Origin of the sequence: Sedimenticola selenatireducens DSM 17993, from assembly GCF_000428045.1 — a bacterium.
In the GTDB taxonomy this organism is placed as follows: domain Bacteria; phylum Pseudomonadota; class Gammaproteobacteria; order Chromatiales; family Chromatiaceae; genus Sedimenticola; species Sedimenticola selenatireducens.
This window is the reverse complement of record NZ_ATZE01000015.1, coordinates 89,945-106,015: the sequence shown is the minus strand read 5'-3', so window position 1 is coordinate 106,015 and position 16,071 is coordinate 89,945. Positions and strand designations below refer to the sequence as shown.

Here is a 16,071-nt window from a genome sequence, read left to right as displayed (position 1 = left end):
TCGGTTCTAGCCGATTCGCTGCGGCGATTGGCTATTTATTATTCTAGACCAAATGAGGATAAGCGGATTGATACAACCCTGCGTAAGGTAGTGTTGATGCGTGCTTGGCGGCAGGCGACGGGAATACAACCGCACAGATTCGATAAACATTCGACAAAAGAGTGATGTATTAGAATCCGTTCGGACTCCCCACATCCTTGCAGAAAGGGATGTGCAGCGGCAAGGTTTTGCCAGGAATACTGACGGATGCGGTACCCAGAAGATGGCGGTTTAAGCTGGGTCTTCGGCTAGTTTCCGATTTTGAGGGGATAGAGAGCACTTACCGCGATCAAAATTGGGAGTCACTTGTTGGTGAACGATTTTACTTAGCTGATCGGCGCCACCGATGTAGCTACCTTCAATCCAGATCTGGGGAACGGTGATCGGTGTCTTGGGCCCGATGATGGGTTTGACCCTTGCCAGCATCTCATAAAGATCATGGGGGTTTTTGACTACGTCATGATACGTGTAGCTGATGCCGGCCTTTTCCAGGTATCCCTTGGCGCGTTTGCAGTGCGGACAACTTTCCTTGCCAAACAGATGATTGCCGGTGACCATGGCTGTATGCGAATAGGCCTCGATGACGGCTTGGGTGAGAATGCCACGATTGAGGGCATGGCCCTGGGCGATTACCTTGCCCTCGACCATAACGATGGGTGCATGCCATCCTCCTTTCAATAGCGGTTTCCACCACTCGCTTAACCACTCCCGAATATCCAGATCGACCGGTATTCCAGCCAGTTCTGTGGATAGTGTGTCAAGAATGACATCTTTGGATAACGAACATTCGCCACAGGGGATGTTGACCTTGAACGGTCCCCAGGCACCCGCCCAGCGAAACAGGGTGACTACGATCCGATGGTTTTCCATATGCTTGCCTTTGATGAAAGCGGCGTTTTCTCTGGGGCCAATGCACTACTGAATGTTTGAGCCCATCTTGTTAATAGACCGACAAACAACGGACAAATATTGCGGTGGATGGTAATAATTTCTGTTTTCCGGAGAGGATTTGCGCTGTAGCAAGGATTTCGGCCGCCTCAGCCGCCAAGCCCGCTGGCCAAGCTGGATGCCAAAAATCAGTCAGTAGTAACGCTTTCCTGCATTCATCTGGCGTGAGCTGGCCTGTGGGCATTTTGCTGCCTGTTTGCTACCTGGTGTCGCACACAATAAAAAAGGCCTACGCCGAATAACGGCAATAAGCCTTTGATATTTAAGTGGTACCGAGGGTCGGACTCGAACCGACAAGGGGTTGCCCCCGGGGGATTTTGAATCCCCTGTGTCTACCAATTTCACCACCCCGGCAGATTGAAGAGGCGTAGTATAATCTTTTCATGGGGCAGTGCAATCCCTCGGTGGTAACCACAGAAGCCTTGGCGCTACGGCAGTCTATGGTAAGATGCGCGCCCCATGCAGAGAAGCGACTTCCACTATGATCTCCCTGATGAGCTGATCGCCCAGTTTCCCACCGGAAACCGGCAGGACAGCCGGCTACTCCATCTGCCCTGCGGCGGAGAAGGGCCGGTTGATCGTCTGTTTGCCGACCTGCCCTCGCTACTGAATCCCGGTGACCTGCTGGTGTTCAATGATACCCGGGTAATGCGCGCCAGGTTGTTTGGTACCAAGGCGACTGGGGGGAAAGTTGAACTGCTGATCGAGCGGGTGTTGGAGCCTCGTCGGGGGCTGGCCCATATCCGGGCCAGCAAGTCACCCAGGGCAGGCAGCCGTATACTGCTTGAAGACGGGAATGTGCTGGAGGTGCAGGGGCGGCAGGAGGATCTGTTCGTCATTGCCGCTTGTGACGTGGACCTCCATGAACTGATGTGCCAGACCGGGCATATGCCGCTCCCTCCCTACATCAGTCGCGAGGATCAGGCGCTGGATGAAGAGCGCTACCAGACCGTCTACTCCCAGCGCGAGGGCGCGGTCGCTGCACCTACTGCGGGTCTCCATTTTGACCAGGCCATGCTGGCGCGGCTGGATGCCATGGGGGTCGAACGTGCCTTCGTCACCCTGCATGTGGGGGCAGGCACCTTCAGGCCGGTCCGGGTCGACCGTTTGGAGGAGCATGTCATGCATAGCGAGTATGCGGAAGTGAGTCCGGAGGTGTGTGATCAGGTCCGTGCGGCACGCGCCCGGGGGGCGCGGGTTGTGGCGGTGGGTACAACCAGTGTGCGCAGTCTTGAGTCCGCGTCCCGGGAAGGGGAAATACAACCCTTTTACGGGGATACCCGGTTGTTCATCACTCCGGGCTACCGGTTCCGTAGTGTTGATGCCCTGCTGACCAACTTCCATTTGCCTGAATCCACCCTGCTGATGCTGGTGGCGGCATTCTCCGGATATGAGCGAATTATGGCGGCATACCAACATGCCGTGGTTCAGCGTTATCGTTTTTTCAGCTATGGTGATGCGATGTTTCTGGAGCGCGCAGATTGGGCATGAACCCGGAGGGTGTGGCGCTCATATTTTCCGGGCAAAAAAAACGCGGCAAGTGGATTGCCGCGTTAATAAATCCACCAAAGGAGGATGGAGGAGTGCGTACCGAGTTGTTTTTCAGTACATGCGTAGTTTCTAATATATGCTGCAGTGTGTCAAGTCGTTAAAATCCATTTATGTTGATATAAGTCATGCTTTTTGAAGTCGAAAATATTGACGGCGCGGCCCGCCGGGGTCAGCTTACATTCCCGCGTGGGACCATACAGACACCGGCCTTCATGCCGGTCGGAACCTACGGCACAGTGAAGGCGATGACCCCGGAAGAGCTGGAGTCGGGGGGCGCTGAAATCATCCTGGGTAACACCTTCCATCTCATGCTCCGGCCCGGCACCGATATCATCTCTGCCCATGGCGATCTGCATGACTTTATTCATTGGCAGCGTCCCATTCTGACCGATTCCGGTGGTTTTCAGGTGTTCAGTCTGGGGGCGATGCGCAAGATTACCGAGGCGGGGGTGCACTTTCGCTCGCCTATCGATGGCAGCCGGATATTCATGGGGCCGGAAGAGTCGATGGCGGTGCAGCGTAAGCTTGGTTCCGACATCGTGATGATCTTTGATGAGTGCACGCCGTATCCGGCCACGGAGCTGGAGGCGCGGGTCTCCATGGAGCTCTCACTGCGCTGGGCCGAGCGCAGCAGGCAGGCGCATGGCGACAACCCGTCGGCGCTGTTCGGTATTGTCCAGGGTGGCGTCTATGAGTCGTTGCGCGGGCGTTCGCTGGAAGGGCTGATGGAGATCGGTTTTGACGGCTATGCCGTGGGCGGGCTTTCAGTAGGCGAGCCGCCTGCCGACCGTTGGCGGGTGCTGGACTTCCTCTCGTCCAGATTGCCGGCAGATAAGCCCCACTATCTGATGGGTGTAGGAACGCCGGAGGATATCGTGGAAGCGGTGCGGCGCGGTATCGATATGTTTGATTGTGTCATGCCTACCCGTAACGCGCGCAATGGCCACCTGTTTACGCATCAGGGCGTGGTGCGCATTCGCAATGCCGTGCATGCCGGTGACACAGGCCCTCTGGACCCCCATTGTGATTGCTACACCTGCCAAAACTACAGTCGGAGCTATCTACGGCACCTGTCGCGCTGCAATGAGATACTGGGTGCCCGGCTGAATACTATCCATAACCTGTATTACTACCAGTCACTGATGCGCGATATTCGCCAAGCCATCACGGAGCAGCGTTTCGATGCCTTCGTTCGGGATTTTTACGCCATGCGGGCCTGAGGTGCCTACTTGAAAATCCACAGCCCGGGCCTTATTTCCGGTACTTGCATTGGTTCGGATGCGCAGGCGTAGCGCCATAAATTTTTTAATCACAACAACTGTGGCATAATGCTCCGCTTGTGATTTCGCTACGGTGTACTCTGTGCTGAATCAATATATTTTGACCACTTGACTTAAGGTAAGAACACCATGAGTTTCTTTATTTCAGATGCCATGGCCCAGGCTACTGGCGGCGGTGCCGGTGGAGCGGGTTTGGAAGGACTGATTCTGCCGATAGGCCTGATCATCATGCTCTATTTCCTGATGATCCGTCCCCAAATGAAGCGACAGAAGGAACATAAGAAACTGGTCGAGACCCTGGCCAAGGGCGATGAAGTACAGACCGAAGGCGGATTGATGGGGCGGATTTCCGATCTGGGCGAAAATTTCGTGAAAGTTGAAATCGCTGAAGGCGTCGAGGTCAAGATCCGTCGTCAGGCGGTCGCAGCCATCATGCCGAAGGGCACATTGAAAGAGCTGTAATCACTGGCCGGCCCGCAAGGGCCGGCTGTTTCATTGGGGAGGCCGGTGATCCAGGCGTGCCCCTGTAGCGCTTCCACAATAACAGACAACGATGAACCGATATCCCCTCTGGAAGAACATCCTCGTAGCGGTACTGGTACTGTTTGGTCTGGTCTACGCCTTGCCGAACATATTCGATCAGGACCCTTCACTGGAGATCAGTGGCAGTCGCCGGGCATCGGTCGATTCCGCGACCGAGTTGACCGTCCGCACGGCCCTGGACAGTGCAAAAATCAAGATAAAATCGACCGCGACCGGTGAAGATAAACTGCTGGTCAGATTTACTGACTCGGAGAGTCAGCTGCGGGCCAAGGAAATTCTGGAGGCAACTCTGGGGGCGGATTACACCCAGGCCCTGACCCTCTCCACTGACGTGCCGGGCTGGCTGCAGAGTATGGGTGCCCTGCCTATGTATCTGGGTCTTGATTTGCGGGGGGGTATCCATGTCCTGATTGATGTCGACATGGATGCGGCGGTCAGTCAGGCGATGGAGCGGTATAACGGTGATATCCGCACCCTGTTGCGGACTGAGAAAGTGCGTTATAGCCGGGTCTCCAACCGGGACGATGCAATTCTGGTTACGTTCAAAGAGGCCGGGTTGCGTGATCAGGCGCTGGATGTGATTGGCAACGAGTTCCGTGATCTGCTGCTTGAGTCCCTGGATGAGGGGGGCGAATACCTGGTCCAGGCAAAAATGAGCGCGAGTGAGCAGCGCTCGGTGAAGAAGTTCGCGCTGGATCAGAATATCACCACGCTACGTAATCGCGTCAATGCACTGGGTGTCTCGGAGCCGGTGATACAGCAGCAGGGCGAGCGGCGCATCGTCGTCCAGCTTCCTGGCGCCCAGGATCCCTCGAAACTGAAAGAGCTGCTGGGTGCCACGGCTACCCTGGAGTATCGGCTGGAGGATACGGAACACAGCGTGGAAGATGCCCTGGCCGGCAAGGTGCCGCCCGGGTCGAAACTTTACCGGACCCGTGATGGGCGGCCGATCCTGCTGAAGAAACGGGTGATCGTTACCGGTAACCAGATCACCGATGCATCATCCGGATTCGACCAGCGCACCGGTAGTCCCATGGTATCGGTCAGTCTGGACAGCCAAGGCGCGCGTCGCATGCGCAACGTGACCACGGAAAATGTCAATAAGCCGATGGCAGTGGTTTTTATCGAAACCCGCAAAGATACCCGTATGGTGGATGGCGAGCCGGTAATCCGCAAGGTGCAGGTGGAAGAGGTGATCAGTGTCGCCAATATCATCGAGCCGTTTGGTCGCCGCTTCCAGACCACCGGTCTGGATAGCCCCGAAGAGGCCCACGACCTGGCGCTGTTATTGCGTGCCGGAGCACTGGCCGCGCCCATCGATATCGTCGAGGAGCGGACAATCGGCCCGAGCCTGGGGCAGGATAATATTGATCAAGGGTTCACCTCGGTGGTGATCGGCCTCGCCGTGGTGATGGTCTTCATGGCTATTTATTATAAGGTGTTTGGTCTGGTGGCCAATCTGGCCCTGCTGCTCAATCTGGTCTTCATTGTGGCGGTGCTCTCCATGCTGCAGGCGACGCTGACACTGCCGGGTATTGCCGGTATCGTGCTCACCGTGGGTATGGCGGTGGATGCCAACGTGCTGATCTTTGAGCGCATTCGTGAGGAGATACGTAATGGCAGCACCCCCCAGGCGAGTATCTTCGCCGGCTATGAAAAGGCACTCTCCACCATTGTGGATGCCAATATCACCACATTGATTGCGGCGGTGGTGCTGTTCAGCTTCGGAACCGGGCCGATCAAGGGCTTTGCCGTGACCCTGTTTATCGGCATCCTGACCTCCATGTTCACCGCCATTGTAGGCACCCGTGCCGTGGTCAACCTGATCTATGGTGGCAAGCGTGTCGCCAGGCTCAGTATCTGATTTGGATGACTCTGATGCAGATTTTCAAAAGAAAGAGCGAAATCGATTTCATGGGCAAGCGCAAGCTTGCTGCAATATTTTCAATTCTACTGGTGCTGACCGCCATCGGTTCCGTGTTGGTGCGAGGACTGAGTCTCGGCATTGACTTTACCGGGGGTACCCTGGTGGAGGTTGGTTATCAGGAGGCGGTAGAGCTGGGCAAGGTGCGCGAAGTCCTTGGTGAAGGCGGCTTTGGTGATGCGGTGGTGCAGCACTTCGGTACCTCCAGGGATGTGCTGGTGCGTCTGCCTCCACAGGCTGAACTGGGAAGCGCCGAGTTGAGTGATCGCGCCTTCGCTGCGCTGAAGCAGGCGGGGGCAGGTGAAACGACGCTGCGCCGGGTCGAGTTTGTCGGGCCGCAGGTAGGGGATGAGCTGACCGAGGATGGTGGTCTGGCGATGCTCTATGCGCTTATGGGTATTCTGGTCTACGTGGCGCTGCGTTTTGAATACCGTTTTGCTTTGGGCTCGGTGATTGCCCTGATTCACGATGTGCTAATCACCCTGGGTGTCTTTTCCATTTTTCAGATTGAGTTTGACCTGACCGTACTGGCGGCGGTGCTGGCGGTGATTGGTTACTCGCTGAACGACACGATTGTGGTGTTTGATCGTATCCGGGAGAATTTTCGCAAGATGCGCAAGGGCAGTGCGGTGGAGATTGTTAACAGCTCACTGAACCAGACCTTGTCGCGCACACTGATGACCTCTCTGACCACGCTGCTGGTATTGGCCGCCCTGTTTGTGTTTGGTGGAGAGATCATTCACAGCTTCGCCTTTGCGCTGATCATCGGCATTGTAGTCGGCACTTACTCCTCTATCTATGTTGCCAGTACCGCGGCCCTCATGCTGGGTATCAGCAAGGCGGATCTGATGCCGGTGGTGAAAGAGGGCGCAGAGGTGGATGCGGAACCCTGATCCATGCAGTAAAGATAGGCAGAGAACAGAAAAGCCCGGCGGACTGCTTACCCGTCGGGCTTTTTTTTGTGAAGGTCTAAAGGCTATCCGCAGGCGCGCTTGAGATTTGGAAAGTCGATAATCTCCGCGTCGGCTTTGCTGCTATCCACGCGCCTATGCTGGTTTCTGCTGATTGCTGGACGGATCTCCAGGATTTCGAAATCAGCGATATCGGCGCAGAGCGAGGATTCCAGGGAGAGTTCAAACAGACCATCCAGTACGTCGCGCATGATCAACTCAAGTGCGCGGTCGCTGATTGTCGCGGTTGTGGCTGGATTGTCCTTCATATGGTCCGATCTCCAGGGTTCCCAGTGAAGACGACATCTTCACTGACGTAACCCGGTTATCGGTACGGTTCTGGGAAACTTGAGCGCGCTATCGGGAAATGTGCCGGTGCTGATGCCCGATCGCTCGTCGGGCGTAAACGGTCGCGATAGCTGAATCAGCCGCGCAATCGATCGGTGAGGTGGGGGCGTATCGCGCTCGACATGGCTGAATGGAGCCGCAAACCACCAGCGATAATATTTCCGGTTTCAAAAAAACGGCCGCCGCCATTGATATCCGATACAGTACCACCGGCCTCTTTGACCAACAGGGCGCCGGCGGCGAAATCCCACTCGGACAGCCCCAGTTCCCAGAACCCATCCAGGCGACCGGTGGCTACGTAAGCCAGGTCCAGTGCCGCTGATCCCGGGCGGCGGATGCCGGCGGTATCCTTGATCAACGCCCGGAACATGCCCAGGTAGGCGTCCAGATTGGACTGATCACGGTAGGGGAAGCCGGTGCCGAGCAGCGCCCCGTCCAGGCTTTTTCTGTTGGTGACGCGGATGCGCCGGTCATTCAACAGCGCACCGTCCCCACGGCTGGCGGTAAACATCTCGTCACGTAACGGATCGTAGACCAGTCCATGTTCCAGGACCCCCTTATGTTTCAGGGCGATCGAGATGGAGAACTGGGGGAATCCGTGCAGATAGTTGGTGGTGCCGTCGAGTGGATCGATGATCCACTGGAACTCATTGCCGCTCTTGCTGCCGCTCTCTTCCGCCAGAATGGCATGGTTGGGGTATGAGCCCCGCAGGGTATCGATAATGGCCTGCTCGGAGGCGCGGTCCACCTCGGATACAAAATCGTTCAAACCCTTCTGGGTAACCGTCAGGGTATCGGTTCGCTCGTAATAACGGAGGAGTATGTTACCGGCGCTACGGGCGGCGCGGACAGCAATATTCATCATCGGGTGCATGGGCGTGGAAGATACATCAAGCGGCGCATCTAATAAAGGAAAAATCAACTTTCCCGAAAAGAAACTTTGGTGCCGGCGTTTCTAATCCAGCTGAGAAATGGTGCCGAATCATGTACGCTTTGCGGCTATGCTGAAGAACATCAAAATTGTACTGATCGAGACGACCCATCCGGGCAATATCGGGGCCGCTGCCAGGGCGATGAAGAACATGTGCCTGACGCAACTCTGCCTGGTTGCTCCACGCGCCTATCCGAGTGCAGAAGCGACCGCCCGGGCGGCCGGGGCAGACAGTATTCTGGAACAGTGCCGGGTATATGAAACCCTGGACCAGGCCCTTGAAGGGTGTCGGCTGGTGGTCGGTGCGAGTGCCCGCCTCCGGACGGTGGAGTGGCCACAGTTATTGCCGCGGGCCTGTGCCGAGCAGGTGTGGGCCGAGGCGTCCCAGGGCGAGGTGGCGATCCTGTTCGGACGGGAGAGTTCGGGGCTGCGCAACAGTGAGCTGGATCGCTGTCACTACCTGGTGCACATCCCGGCCAATCCGGAATACAGCTCACTGAATATCGCTCAGGCGCTGCAGGTTATTGCCTATGAGGTTTATATTCAGTCCCTGGCGGATAGGCAGAGTGATGAGGCAGATCTTTCCGCGGTGGCGACGGTGGATGCGATGGAGGGCTTTTTTCAGCATCTGCATCAAGCGATGCAGGATATCGGCTTCAGTAATCCCCGGCAATCGGAGAAGCTGCAGCGGCGACTTCGCCGTCTGTTTTTGCGGGCGCGCCCCGATCCGGAAGAGGTTAATATCCTGCGGGGCATCCTGAGTGCGGCACAAGGTCGCAAATCGATGCGCCGTTAGCAAGCACGGCTTCGACTGTGGCGCCCATGCCTCGGGCGCTGGTCAGTTGGCAAAATAATCGAGTAGAATAGTCAGGAATAGCTGTTTTCCAATGTTGTGCTGGAGTTAATGGAATCCCCTGAATGTTCAATCGTCTCAAAGAAGATATCGCCAGTGTATTTGAACGCGATCCGGCGGCCCGCAATGCCTTTGAGGTGCTGACCACCTATCCCGGTCTGCACGCCCTGCTGATCCACCGGCTCACCCATTGGTTGTGGAATATCGGCCTCTGCTGGATTGCCCGTCTGATCTCCACCTTTGCCCGTTGGGTCACCGGAATCGAGATTCATCCGGGGGCGACTATCGGTCGGCGCTTCTTTATCGATCACGGCATGGGGGTGGTGATCGGTGAGACGGCGGTGATCGGCGACGACTGTACCCTGTATCACGGTGTAACCCTCGGCGGCACCAGTTGGCAGAAGGGCAAGCGCCATCCGACCCTGGGTAAGAATGTTGTTGTGGGTGCCGGTGCCAAGGTGCTGGGTCCGATCGAAATCGGCGACGGCGCCAGGATTGGATCGAACGCGGTAGTCCTCAAGGCTGTGCCGCCGGGAACCACGGTGGTCGGTGTGCCCGGACGACTGATTGAGGCTTCATCTGCAGCGACGGCGTCCAGGCGCTCGGCGACGGCTGAGAAGATGGGTTTTGATGCCTATGGCGCCACCAGTGATGCCCCGGACCCGGTCGCCCATGCCATTAATTGCATGCTTGATCACATCCATGTCATGGATCAACGCATGCAGACCATGTGTCGGATTATCAGGCGAGTCAGTGAGGAGCAGCCTGACCTCGATATACCTGAAATAGATTCATGTGAGATTGCCTCTACGGCCGAAGAACTTCTTAAAATACAACGAGCTGCAGACTCGATTTCTTCAAGTCAGGTTAAGGAAAATAGCGCTCCTGAATAGTTGACCGATTCAGTCAGGTATTATATATTAGCAGCATCAAATATTTCAGGAGTATCTGCTGTGAGGTTAACCACAAAAGGACGTTATGCCGTAACCGCCATGCTGGATCTGGCTTTCCACCAGGGGCAGGGACCGATTACCCTGGCGGATATCGCCGAGCGACAGGGTATTTCCCTTTCATATCTGGAGCAGCTGTTCTCCCGTTTGCGTAAAAAACTGCTGGTGGCCAGTGTCAGGGGTCCCGGTGGTGGTTACGTGCTGGGCAAAGAGGCGAATGAGATCTTCATTGCCTCGGTCATCACGGCAGTGGACGAGAAGGTCGACACTACACGCTGTGGCGGTAGTCACAACTGCCAGGACAATGAACGCTGTCTGACCCATGATCTCTGGCATGACCTCAGTGACCAGATATACGACTATCTTAACCGGATCAGCCTGAACGACCTGATGGAGCGGCGCGGGGTTAAGAAGGTTGCCCAGCGCCAGGACGAAGAGTTGAGGCGGACCGCTGAAAAAGCCGCCGTGTCGGCGGATGTGAAATTTGCAGCTACTGCGGTGGGTACAGGCGTCCGAGCCTGATATTTACCGAATAACTTTTTGGAGTGATGATGAAATTACCCATTTACATGGACTATTCGGCGACCACGCCTGTTGATCCCCGGGTTGCTGAGAAGATGTGCCAGTATCTGACCCCGGATGGCATGTTCGGAAATCCGGCCTCCCGATCCCATAAGTTCGGTTGGGATGCGGATGATGCGGTAGAGCAGGCCAGAAGTGATGTGGCCGCACTGTTGAATGCCAATCCAAAGGAGATCGTCTGGACATCGGGTGCCACCGAGTCCGATAACCTGGCAATCAAGGGCGCTGCGCATTTCTACCAGAAACAGGGCAAGCACATCATCACCAGCAAGACCGAGCACAAGGCGGTTCTCGATACCTGTCGCCAACTGGAGCGTGAAGGGTTCGAAGTGACCTATCTGGATCCGGAGCCGGATGGATTGATTGATCTGGGCAAGCTTGAAGCGGCTATGCGCGATGACACCATCCTGGTTTCGATCATGCATGTGAACAATGAGATCGGCGTGATTCAGGATATCGAGGCTATCGGCGAACTGACCCGCGCGCGCAAGATTCTTTTCCATGTGGACGCCGCGCAGAGCGCCGGCAAGATCCCGCTGGATATGGAGCGTATGAAGGTAGACTTGCTGTCACTCTCCGCGCACAAGATCTATGGTCCCAAAGGGATCGGCGCACTTTATGTACGGCGTAAACCGCGGGTTCGCCTGGAAGCCCAGATGCACGGCGGCGGCCATGAGCGCGGTATGCGTTCCGGTACCCTGGCGACGCACCAGATTGTCGGTATGGGCGAGGCCTTTCGTATCGCCAAGGCGGAGATGGCGCAGGATAATGAACGCATCATGCAGTTGCGTGACCGCCTCTGGAACGGCATGAGGGCGATGGATGAGATCTATCTCAATGGTGACCTGGAGCATCGGGTGGCGGGTAATCTGAATATCAGTTTTGCCTACGTCGAGGGTGAATCCCTGATCATGGCATTGAAGGACTTCGCTGTTTCATCCGGCTCGGCATGTACCTCGGCGAGTCTTGAGCCCAGTTACGTGTTGCGCGCGATAGGTCGACAGGACGAACTGGCGCACAGTTCCATCCGCTTCACCATCGGTCGTTTTACCACCGAGGAAGAGGTCGATCATGTCATCGAACTGATTAGTCAGCAGGTCAACCGCCTGCGTGAGCTTTCACCTTTGTGGGATATGTTCAAGGAAGGGATTGATCTTAATTCGGTACAGTGGGCGGCACATTAAGCCTGCGCCACTGTCTGATGAAGTAACAGGGTCAATCTATTTGCAGTTTACGCGTGTCACCGGCATATAGCAGGCCGGTCACTGAATTTGGAGAATCGAGTATGTCATACAGTGAGAAGGTCTTGGACCATTATGAGAATCCCCGCAATGTAGGCGTGATGGATAAGGATGCCAAGAATGTCGGTACCGGGATGGTCGGAGCGCCCGCGTGTGGTGACGTGATGCGGTTACAGATTCAGGTCAATGATCAGGGCGTGATTGAAGATGCCAAATTCAAGACCTATGGTTGTGGTTCGGCCATCGCATCCAGCAGTCTATTGACCGAATGGGTGAAGGGTAAAACCCTGGAAGAGGCCCAGCAGATCAAAAACACCCAGATTGCCGAAGAGCTGGCATTGCCGCCGGTCAAGGTCCACTGCTCGGTGTTGGCGGAGGATGCCATTAAGGCCGCGGTGCAGGATTATGCAACCAAGAATGCAAAAGGATAGCCATTAAGGCATTATATTGCCTCTATAGTTGTTGTAGATCGGGATGCCGAAAGGGAACCCGGAGCGAGACGATATGACCATTACCATAACTGAAGCGGCCGCCAGGCATGTTCGTAATTTTCTGGATAACCGGGGGTCCGGTCTGGGTATCAGGCTCGGTGTCCGCACCTCCGGCTGTTCCGGCATGGCCTATGTGCTGGAGTTCGCCGACGATAGCGAGGCGGACGACCAGATTTTTGAGCAGCATGGGGTCAAGGTGCTGGTTGACCCGAAGAGCCTGCTCTATCTGGACGGCACGGAACTGGACTATACCAAAGAGGGGCTCAACGAGGGGTTTAAGTTCAATAACCCTAACGTCAAGGATGCTTGTGGTTGTGGCGAAAGCTTCAATGTCTGATCGGGTTTTCCAGAGTCAACGCTGAGTTCCAATCACCCTATAACTGTTAATAAAAAGCGATGCTGGATTTCTCAAAGAACTACTTTGAGTTGTTTGGCTTGCCGGTGGATTATATTGTAGACACTGATCATCTTTCGACTCATTACCGTGAGTTACAGAAGGCAGTACATCCAGACCGGTTTGCCAATTCAACTGAACAGGAACGCCGACTTTCGATGCAGGGGTCTGTTCGCATCAATGAGGCCTACGAGACACTAAAAGATCCCATCCTGCGTGCCCGCTATCTCCTCAGCCTGCATGGTATCGATATGGAGCATGGCCAGGAGACCACCCGGGATGCCGCCTTTCTGATGGAGCAGATGGAACTTCGGGAGGCGCTGGAGGAGGCGCGAGACCAACCGGACCCGTATCAGGTGATTGCTGCCTTTATGGCTGACGTCAATCAACGGATCAATGCCCTGATCGCTCAGATGGCTATCCAGTTTGAAGCGGCGACGCCGGAGCAGCTTGAAGCGGCCAGAGAAAATCTGCGCAAGATGCAATTTCTGAAGAAACTTCGTTTTGATGCCGAATCCCTCGAAGCCGAGCTGGATGACGCCCTATGATGAGCCGCCCCGATTATGGCCTTATTACAACTTTCTGAACCCGGGCAGTCCGCCGCGCCGCATCAGCACCGGCTGGCGGTGGGGATAGATCTCGGAACCACCAACTCCCTGGTTGCTGCCGTACGCAGTGGCAAGGCGGTTACCCTGCCGAACGATGACGGAGAGCACCTGCTGCCCTCTGTCGTGCGTTATACGGAAAACGGTATCGAGGTGGGCCGGCAGGCCAAGGAGATGGCGGCCAAGGACCCGTTGAACACCATCATCTCCGTCAAACGGTTGATCGGTCGTGGTCTTGCGGATATCAAATCCCTCGGTAACCAGCTGCCTTACCAGTTCCAGGACGGTGATGCTGCCGTTCCCCGCATCCACACCGCACGGGGGGATGTCAGTTCGGTCGAAGTCTCCTCGGAAATTCTCAAGTCCCTGGTAAGGCGCGCGGAAAGCTCGTTGGGTGGAGAGCTGGAGGGGATTGTGATCACCGTCCCGGCCTATTTTGATGATGCCCAACGACAGGCCACCAAGGATGCGGCGACGATTGCCGGCCTAAAGGTATTGCGGCTCCTGAATGAACCCACGGCGGCGGCAGTCGCCTATGGCCTGGATACTGGATCGGACGGCGTGCACGCCATTTATGATCTGGGTGGTGGTACTTTTGATATCTCAATCCTGCGCCTCAACAAGGGTGTGTTCGAAGTCCTGTCGACGGGTGGTGACTCCGCGCTCGGTGGTGATGATCTGGATCATGCGATTGCCGAGTGGATTATGTCCCAGGCTGATATTGATCGGGATGCGGACCGCTCCACGTTGCGGCAATTGATGCAGGTGGCTTGCCAGGCAAAAGAGGCGCTCACCGAATCGGACAGTACGGCGATATCAGTGGTCCTGGCGGACGGCGCCTCCTGGCAGGGTGAGCTGAGCCGCGAACATTTCAATATATTGGTCGATCCCCTGATTCGCAAGACCCTGGCGCCCTGTCGCCGCGCGCTGCGTGATGCCGGCCTGACACCGGAGGATATCGAGGACGTGGTGATGGTCGGGGGCTCCACCCGGGTCCCCAGGGTGCGGGAACTGGTGGGTGAGTTTTTCCGTACCGAGCCGCTGGTGGATATCGATCCGGATCGCGTGGTGGCGATTGGTGCCGCTATCCAGGCGGATATTTTGGTAGGCAATAAATCGGATAACGAGATGTTGCTGCTGGATGTCAATCCGCTCTCGCTCGGGATCGAGACCATGGGCGGGCTGGTCGAGAAGCTCATCCCGAGGAACACCACCATTCCGGTGGCCCGGGCCCAGGAGTTCACTACCTTCAAAGACGGACAGACGGCCATGGCCGTGCATGTGCTGCAGGGAGAGCGAGAACTGGTTGTCGACAATCGTTCGCTGGCGCGCTTCGAATTGCGCGGGATACCGCCGATGGTGGCCGGCGCGGCGCGTATCCGGGTAACTTTCTCGGTAGATGCCGACGGCCTGCTGAGTGTGGAAGCACAAGAGCAGAGCAGCGGGGTCAGGGCGAGTGTCGAGGTGAAGCCCTCCTATGGATTGACCGATGGCGAGATCGAGTCCATGCTGCGTGAATCCATTGACCATGCTCAAGAGGATATGGAGGCGCGCAAGCTGCGCGAGCAGCAGGTAGAAGCCGAACGTGTTATTGAGGCATTGACCGCCGCACTCGAGGACGATGGCGATGCGTTGCTGAATGCGGATGAACGAAGCAGTGTGGAATCAGCGCTGCGGACTCTTGCTGAAATTACCCGCAATGGAGATCATGCGGCCATCAAATCGGCAGTGGACGCGCTGGAAAAATCCTGCGAGTTTTATGTCGAACGGCGCATGAACGCTAGTGTGCGCAAGGCCATGTCCGGCCACAGCGTTGATGATTTTGAATAGCAGAAGCCAGTAGGATTGATCATGACTCAACTAATTTTTCTTCCACACGAAGAGATCTGCCCGGAGGGGGCGGTGATCGAGGTGGAACCCGGTATCTCCATTTGCGATGCCGCCAATCAAAATGGCATAGAGATTGAGCACGCCTGCGAAAAATCCTGTGCCTGCACGACTTGCCACGTGATCATCCGGGAGGGGCTTGATTCCCTGGGAGAGGCCGATGAGGTGGAAGAGGATATGCTGGACAAGGCGTGGGGTTTGGAGCCGGAATCCCGACTCAGCTGTCAGGCGCTGGTCGGCGATGAGGACCTGGTGATCGAAATACCCAAATACACTATTAATATGGTTTCAGAAACTCACTGAGGGGGCAGACTATGGGTTTGAAATGGACGGATTCTCTCAACATCGCGATTGAACTGGATGAGACGTATCCGGATGTCGATCCCAATCATGTCAACTTCGTCGACCTGAATAAGTGGGTCACGGCGCTGCCGGATTTTGATGATGACCCGAAACATACCGGCGAGCGGATTCTGGAGGCCATTCAGATGGCCTGGATTGAAGAGCGGGAATAACGCCCTTGATCCTGCTTTCGGGACGGCGACCACACTGAT

The 16,071-nt window shown here is 56.1% G+C and carries 18 protein-coding genes and 1 tRNA gene; 15 read left to right on the top strand and 4 right to left on the bottom strand.

Going from position 1 to position 16,071, the window contains the following annotated elements:
• Positions 1-270: 270 nt before the first annotated feature.
• On the bottom strand, positions 271-909 hold the full coding sequence (locus A3GO_RS0113905) for a glutaredoxin family protein (protein ID WP_029133908.1): 639 nt from the start codon (positions 907-909) through the stop codon (positions 271-273).
• 345 nt (positions 910-1,254) lie between these two features.
• A tRNA-Leu gene (locus A3GO_RS0113900) sits at positions 1,255-1,341 on the bottom strand.
• A gap of 105 nt (positions 1,342-1,446) precedes the next feature.
• Between A3GO_RS0113900 and queA the strand changes: the two genes are divergently transcribed.
• From queA to secF, 5 genes are all read left to right on the top strand, one after another.
• A complete protein-coding gene (gene queA / locus A3GO_RS0113895; RefSeq protein WP_029133907.1) occupies positions 1,447-2,478 on the top strand; it encodes a tRNA preQ1(34) S-adenosylmethionine ribosyltransferase-isomerase QueA in 1,032 nt (343 codons plus the stop codon).
• Between the two features lie 185 nt (positions 2,479-2,663).
• Complete coding sequence (tgt, locus tag A3GO_RS0113890; protein ID WP_029133906.1) at positions 2,664-3,758, top strand: tRNA guanosine(34) transglycosylase Tgt; 1,095 nt, start codon at positions 2,664-2,666, stop codon at positions 3,756-3,758.
• 189 nt (positions 3,759-3,947) lie between these two features.
• On the top strand, positions 3,948-4,280 hold the full coding sequence (gene yajC / locus A3GO_RS0113885; protein WP_029133905.1) for a preprotein translocase subunit YajC: 333 nt from the start codon (positions 3,948-3,950) through the stop codon (positions 4,278-4,280).
• A 91-nt stretch (positions 4,281-4,371) separates the two neighbouring features.
• Positions 4,372-6,225, top strand: a complete 1,854-nt coding sequence (secD, locus tag A3GO_RS0113880; protein ID WP_029133904.1) for a protein translocase subunit SecD — start codon at positions 4,372-4,374, stop codon at positions 6,223-6,225.
• Between the two features lie 14 nt (positions 6,226-6,239).
• Entirely contained in the window at positions 6,240-7,178 is a 939-nt protein-coding gene (gene secF, locus A3GO_RS0113875; RefSeq protein WP_029133903.1) for a protein translocase subunit SecF, read from the top strand.
• Between the two features lie 83 nt (positions 7,179-7,261).
• On the opposite strand, the gene A3GO_RS0113870 is transcribed toward secF, so the two are convergent.
• Positions 7,262-7,504, bottom strand: a complete 243-nt coding sequence (locus A3GO_RS0113870) for a hypothetical protein (RefSeq protein ID WP_029133902.1) — start codon at positions 7,502-7,504, stop codon at positions 7,262-7,264.
• A 155-nt stretch (positions 7,505-7,659) separates the two neighbouring features.
• Complete coding sequence (locus A3GO_RS0113865; protein ID WP_029133901.1) at positions 7,660-8,457, bottom strand: inositol monophosphatase family protein; 798 nt, start codon at positions 8,455-8,457, stop codon at positions 7,660-7,662.
• 127 nt (positions 8,458-8,584) lie between these two features.
• Here A3GO_RS0113865 and A3GO_RS0113860 point away from each other — a divergent pair, with 127 nt between their 5' ends.
• From A3GO_RS0113860 to iscX, 10 genes are all read left to right on the top strand, one after another.
• Entirely contained in the window at positions 8,585-9,310 is a 726-nt protein-coding gene (locus A3GO_RS0113860; protein ID WP_029133900.1) for an RNA methyltransferase, read from the top strand.
• Positions 9,311-9,432: 122 nt separating this feature from the next.
• Entirely contained in the window at positions 9,433-10,260 is an 828-nt protein-coding gene (cysE, locus tag A3GO_RS0113855) for a serine O-acetyltransferase (RefSeq protein ID WP_029133899.1), read from the top strand.
• 60 nt (positions 10,261-10,320) lie between these two features.
• Positions 10,321-10,839 carry a Fe-S cluster assembly transcriptional regulator IscR gene (iscR, locus tag A3GO_RS23935; RefSeq protein ID WP_051302321.1) on the top strand — a complete coding sequence of 173 codons (519 nt, stop codon included), beginning with the start codon at positions 10,321-10,323 and terminating at the stop codon, positions 10,837-10,839.
• Positions 10,840-10,868: 29 nt separating this feature from the next.
• Complete coding sequence (locus tag A3GO_RS0113845) at positions 10,869-12,083, top strand: IscS subfamily cysteine desulfurase (protein ID WP_029133898.1); 1,215 nt, start codon at positions 10,869-10,871, stop codon at positions 12,081-12,083.
• 101 nt (positions 12,084-12,184) lie between these two features.
• Positions 12,185-12,571, top strand: coding sequence for a Fe-S cluster assembly scaffold IscU (gene iscU / locus A3GO_RS0113840; protein WP_029133897.1), 387 nt, complete (start codon positions 12,185-12,187; stop codon positions 12,569-12,571).
• A 73-nt stretch (positions 12,572-12,644) separates the two neighbouring features.
• Complete coding sequence (gene iscA, locus A3GO_RS0113835) at positions 12,645-12,968, top strand: iron-sulfur cluster assembly protein IscA (RefSeq protein WP_029133896.1); 324 nt, start codon at positions 12,645-12,647, stop codon at positions 12,966-12,968.
• Positions 12,969-13,027: 59 nt separating this feature from the next.
• Positions 13,028-13,573 (top strand): co-chaperone HscB, encoded by a 546-nt coding sequence (gene hscB, locus A3GO_RS0113830; RefSeq protein WP_029133895.1) that lies wholly within the window; start codon positions 13,028-13,030, stop codon positions 13,571-13,573.
• 15 nt (positions 13,574-13,588) lie between these two features.
• A complete protein-coding gene (gene hscA, locus A3GO_RS0113825) occupies positions 13,589-15,460 on the top strand; it encodes a Fe-S protein assembly chaperone HscA (protein WP_029133894.1) in 1,872 nt (623 codons plus the stop codon).
• A gap of 21 nt (positions 15,461-15,481) precedes the next feature.
• Complete coding sequence (fdx, locus tag A3GO_RS0113820) at positions 15,482-15,820, top strand: ISC system 2Fe-2S type ferredoxin (RefSeq protein WP_029133893.1); 339 nt, start codon at positions 15,482-15,484, stop codon at positions 15,818-15,820.
• A 17-nt stretch (positions 15,821-15,837) separates the two neighbouring features.
• On the top strand, positions 15,838-16,032 hold the full coding sequence (gene iscX, locus A3GO_RS0113815) for a Fe-S cluster assembly protein IscX (RefSeq protein WP_435685358.1): 195 nt from the start codon (positions 15,838-15,840) through the stop codon (positions 16,030-16,032).
• Positions 16,033-16,071 lie beyond the last annotated feature (39 nt).

What these genes read in the sequence shown, in the direction of transcription:
- secF (WP_029133903.1), top strand. Translation starts at nt 6,240, where the DNA reads ATGCAGATTTTCAAAAGAAAGAGCGAAATCGATTTCATGGGCAAGCGC.
- fdx (WP_029133893.1), top strand. Translation starts at nt 15,482, where the DNA reads ATGACTCAACTAATTTTTCTTCCACACGAAGAGATCTGCCCGGAGGGG.
- secD (WP_029133904.1), top strand. Translation starts at nt 4,372, where the DNA reads ATGAACCGATATCCCCTCTGGAAGAACATCCTCGTAGCGGTACTGGTA.
- cysE (WP_029133899.1), top strand. Translation starts at nt 9,433, where the DNA reads ATGTTCAATCGTCTCAAAGAAGATATCGCCAGTGTATTTGAACGCGAT.
- iscU (WP_029133897.1), top strand. Translation starts at nt 12,185, where the DNA reads ATGTCATACAGTGAGAAGGTCTTGGACCATTATGAGAATCCCCGCAAT.
- yajC (WP_029133905.1), top strand. Translation starts at nt 3,948, where the DNA reads ATGAGTTTCTTTATTTCAGATGCCATGGCCCAGGCTACTGGCGGCGGT.
- iscA (WP_029133896.1), top strand. Translation starts at nt 12,645, where the DNA reads ATGACCATTACCATAACTGAAGCGGCCGCCAGGCATGTTCGTAATTTT.
- A3GO_RS0113905 (WP_029133908.1), bottom strand. Translation starts at nt 909, where the DNA reads ATGGAAAACCATCGGATCGTAGTCACCCTGTTTCGCTGGGCGGGTGCC.
- A3GO_RS0113865 (WP_029133901.1), bottom strand. Translation starts at nt 8,457, where the DNA reads ATGCACCCGATGATGAATATTGCTGTCCGCGCCGCCCGTAGCGCCGGT.
- hscA (WP_029133894.1), top strand. Translation starts at nt 13,589, where the DNA reads ATGGCCTTATTACAACTTTCTGAACCCGGGCAGTCCGCCGCGCCGCAT.
- A3GO_RS0113860 (WP_029133900.1), top strand. Translation starts at nt 8,585, where the DNA reads ATGCTGAAGAACATCAAAATTGTACTGATCGAGACGACCCATCCGGGC.
- A3GO_RS0113870 (WP_029133902.1), bottom strand. Translation starts at nt 7,504, where the DNA reads ATGAAGGACAATCCAGCCACAACCGCGACAATCAGCGACCGCGCACTT.
- queA (WP_029133907.1), top strand. Translation starts at nt 1,447, where the DNA reads ATGCAGAGAAGCGACTTCCACTATGATCTCCCTGATGAGCTGATCGCC.
- A3GO_RS0113845 (WP_029133898.1), top strand. Translation starts at nt 10,869, where the DNA reads ATGAAATTACCCATTTACATGGACTATTCGGCGACCACGCCTGTTGAT.
- tgt (WP_029133906.1), top strand. Translation starts at nt 2,664, where the DNA reads ATGCTTTTTGAAGTCGAAAATATTGACGGCGCGGCCCGCCGGGGTCAG.
- hscB (WP_029133895.1), top strand. Translation starts at nt 13,028, where the DNA reads ATGCTGGATTTCTCAAAGAACTACTTTGAGTTGTTTGGCTTGCCGGTG.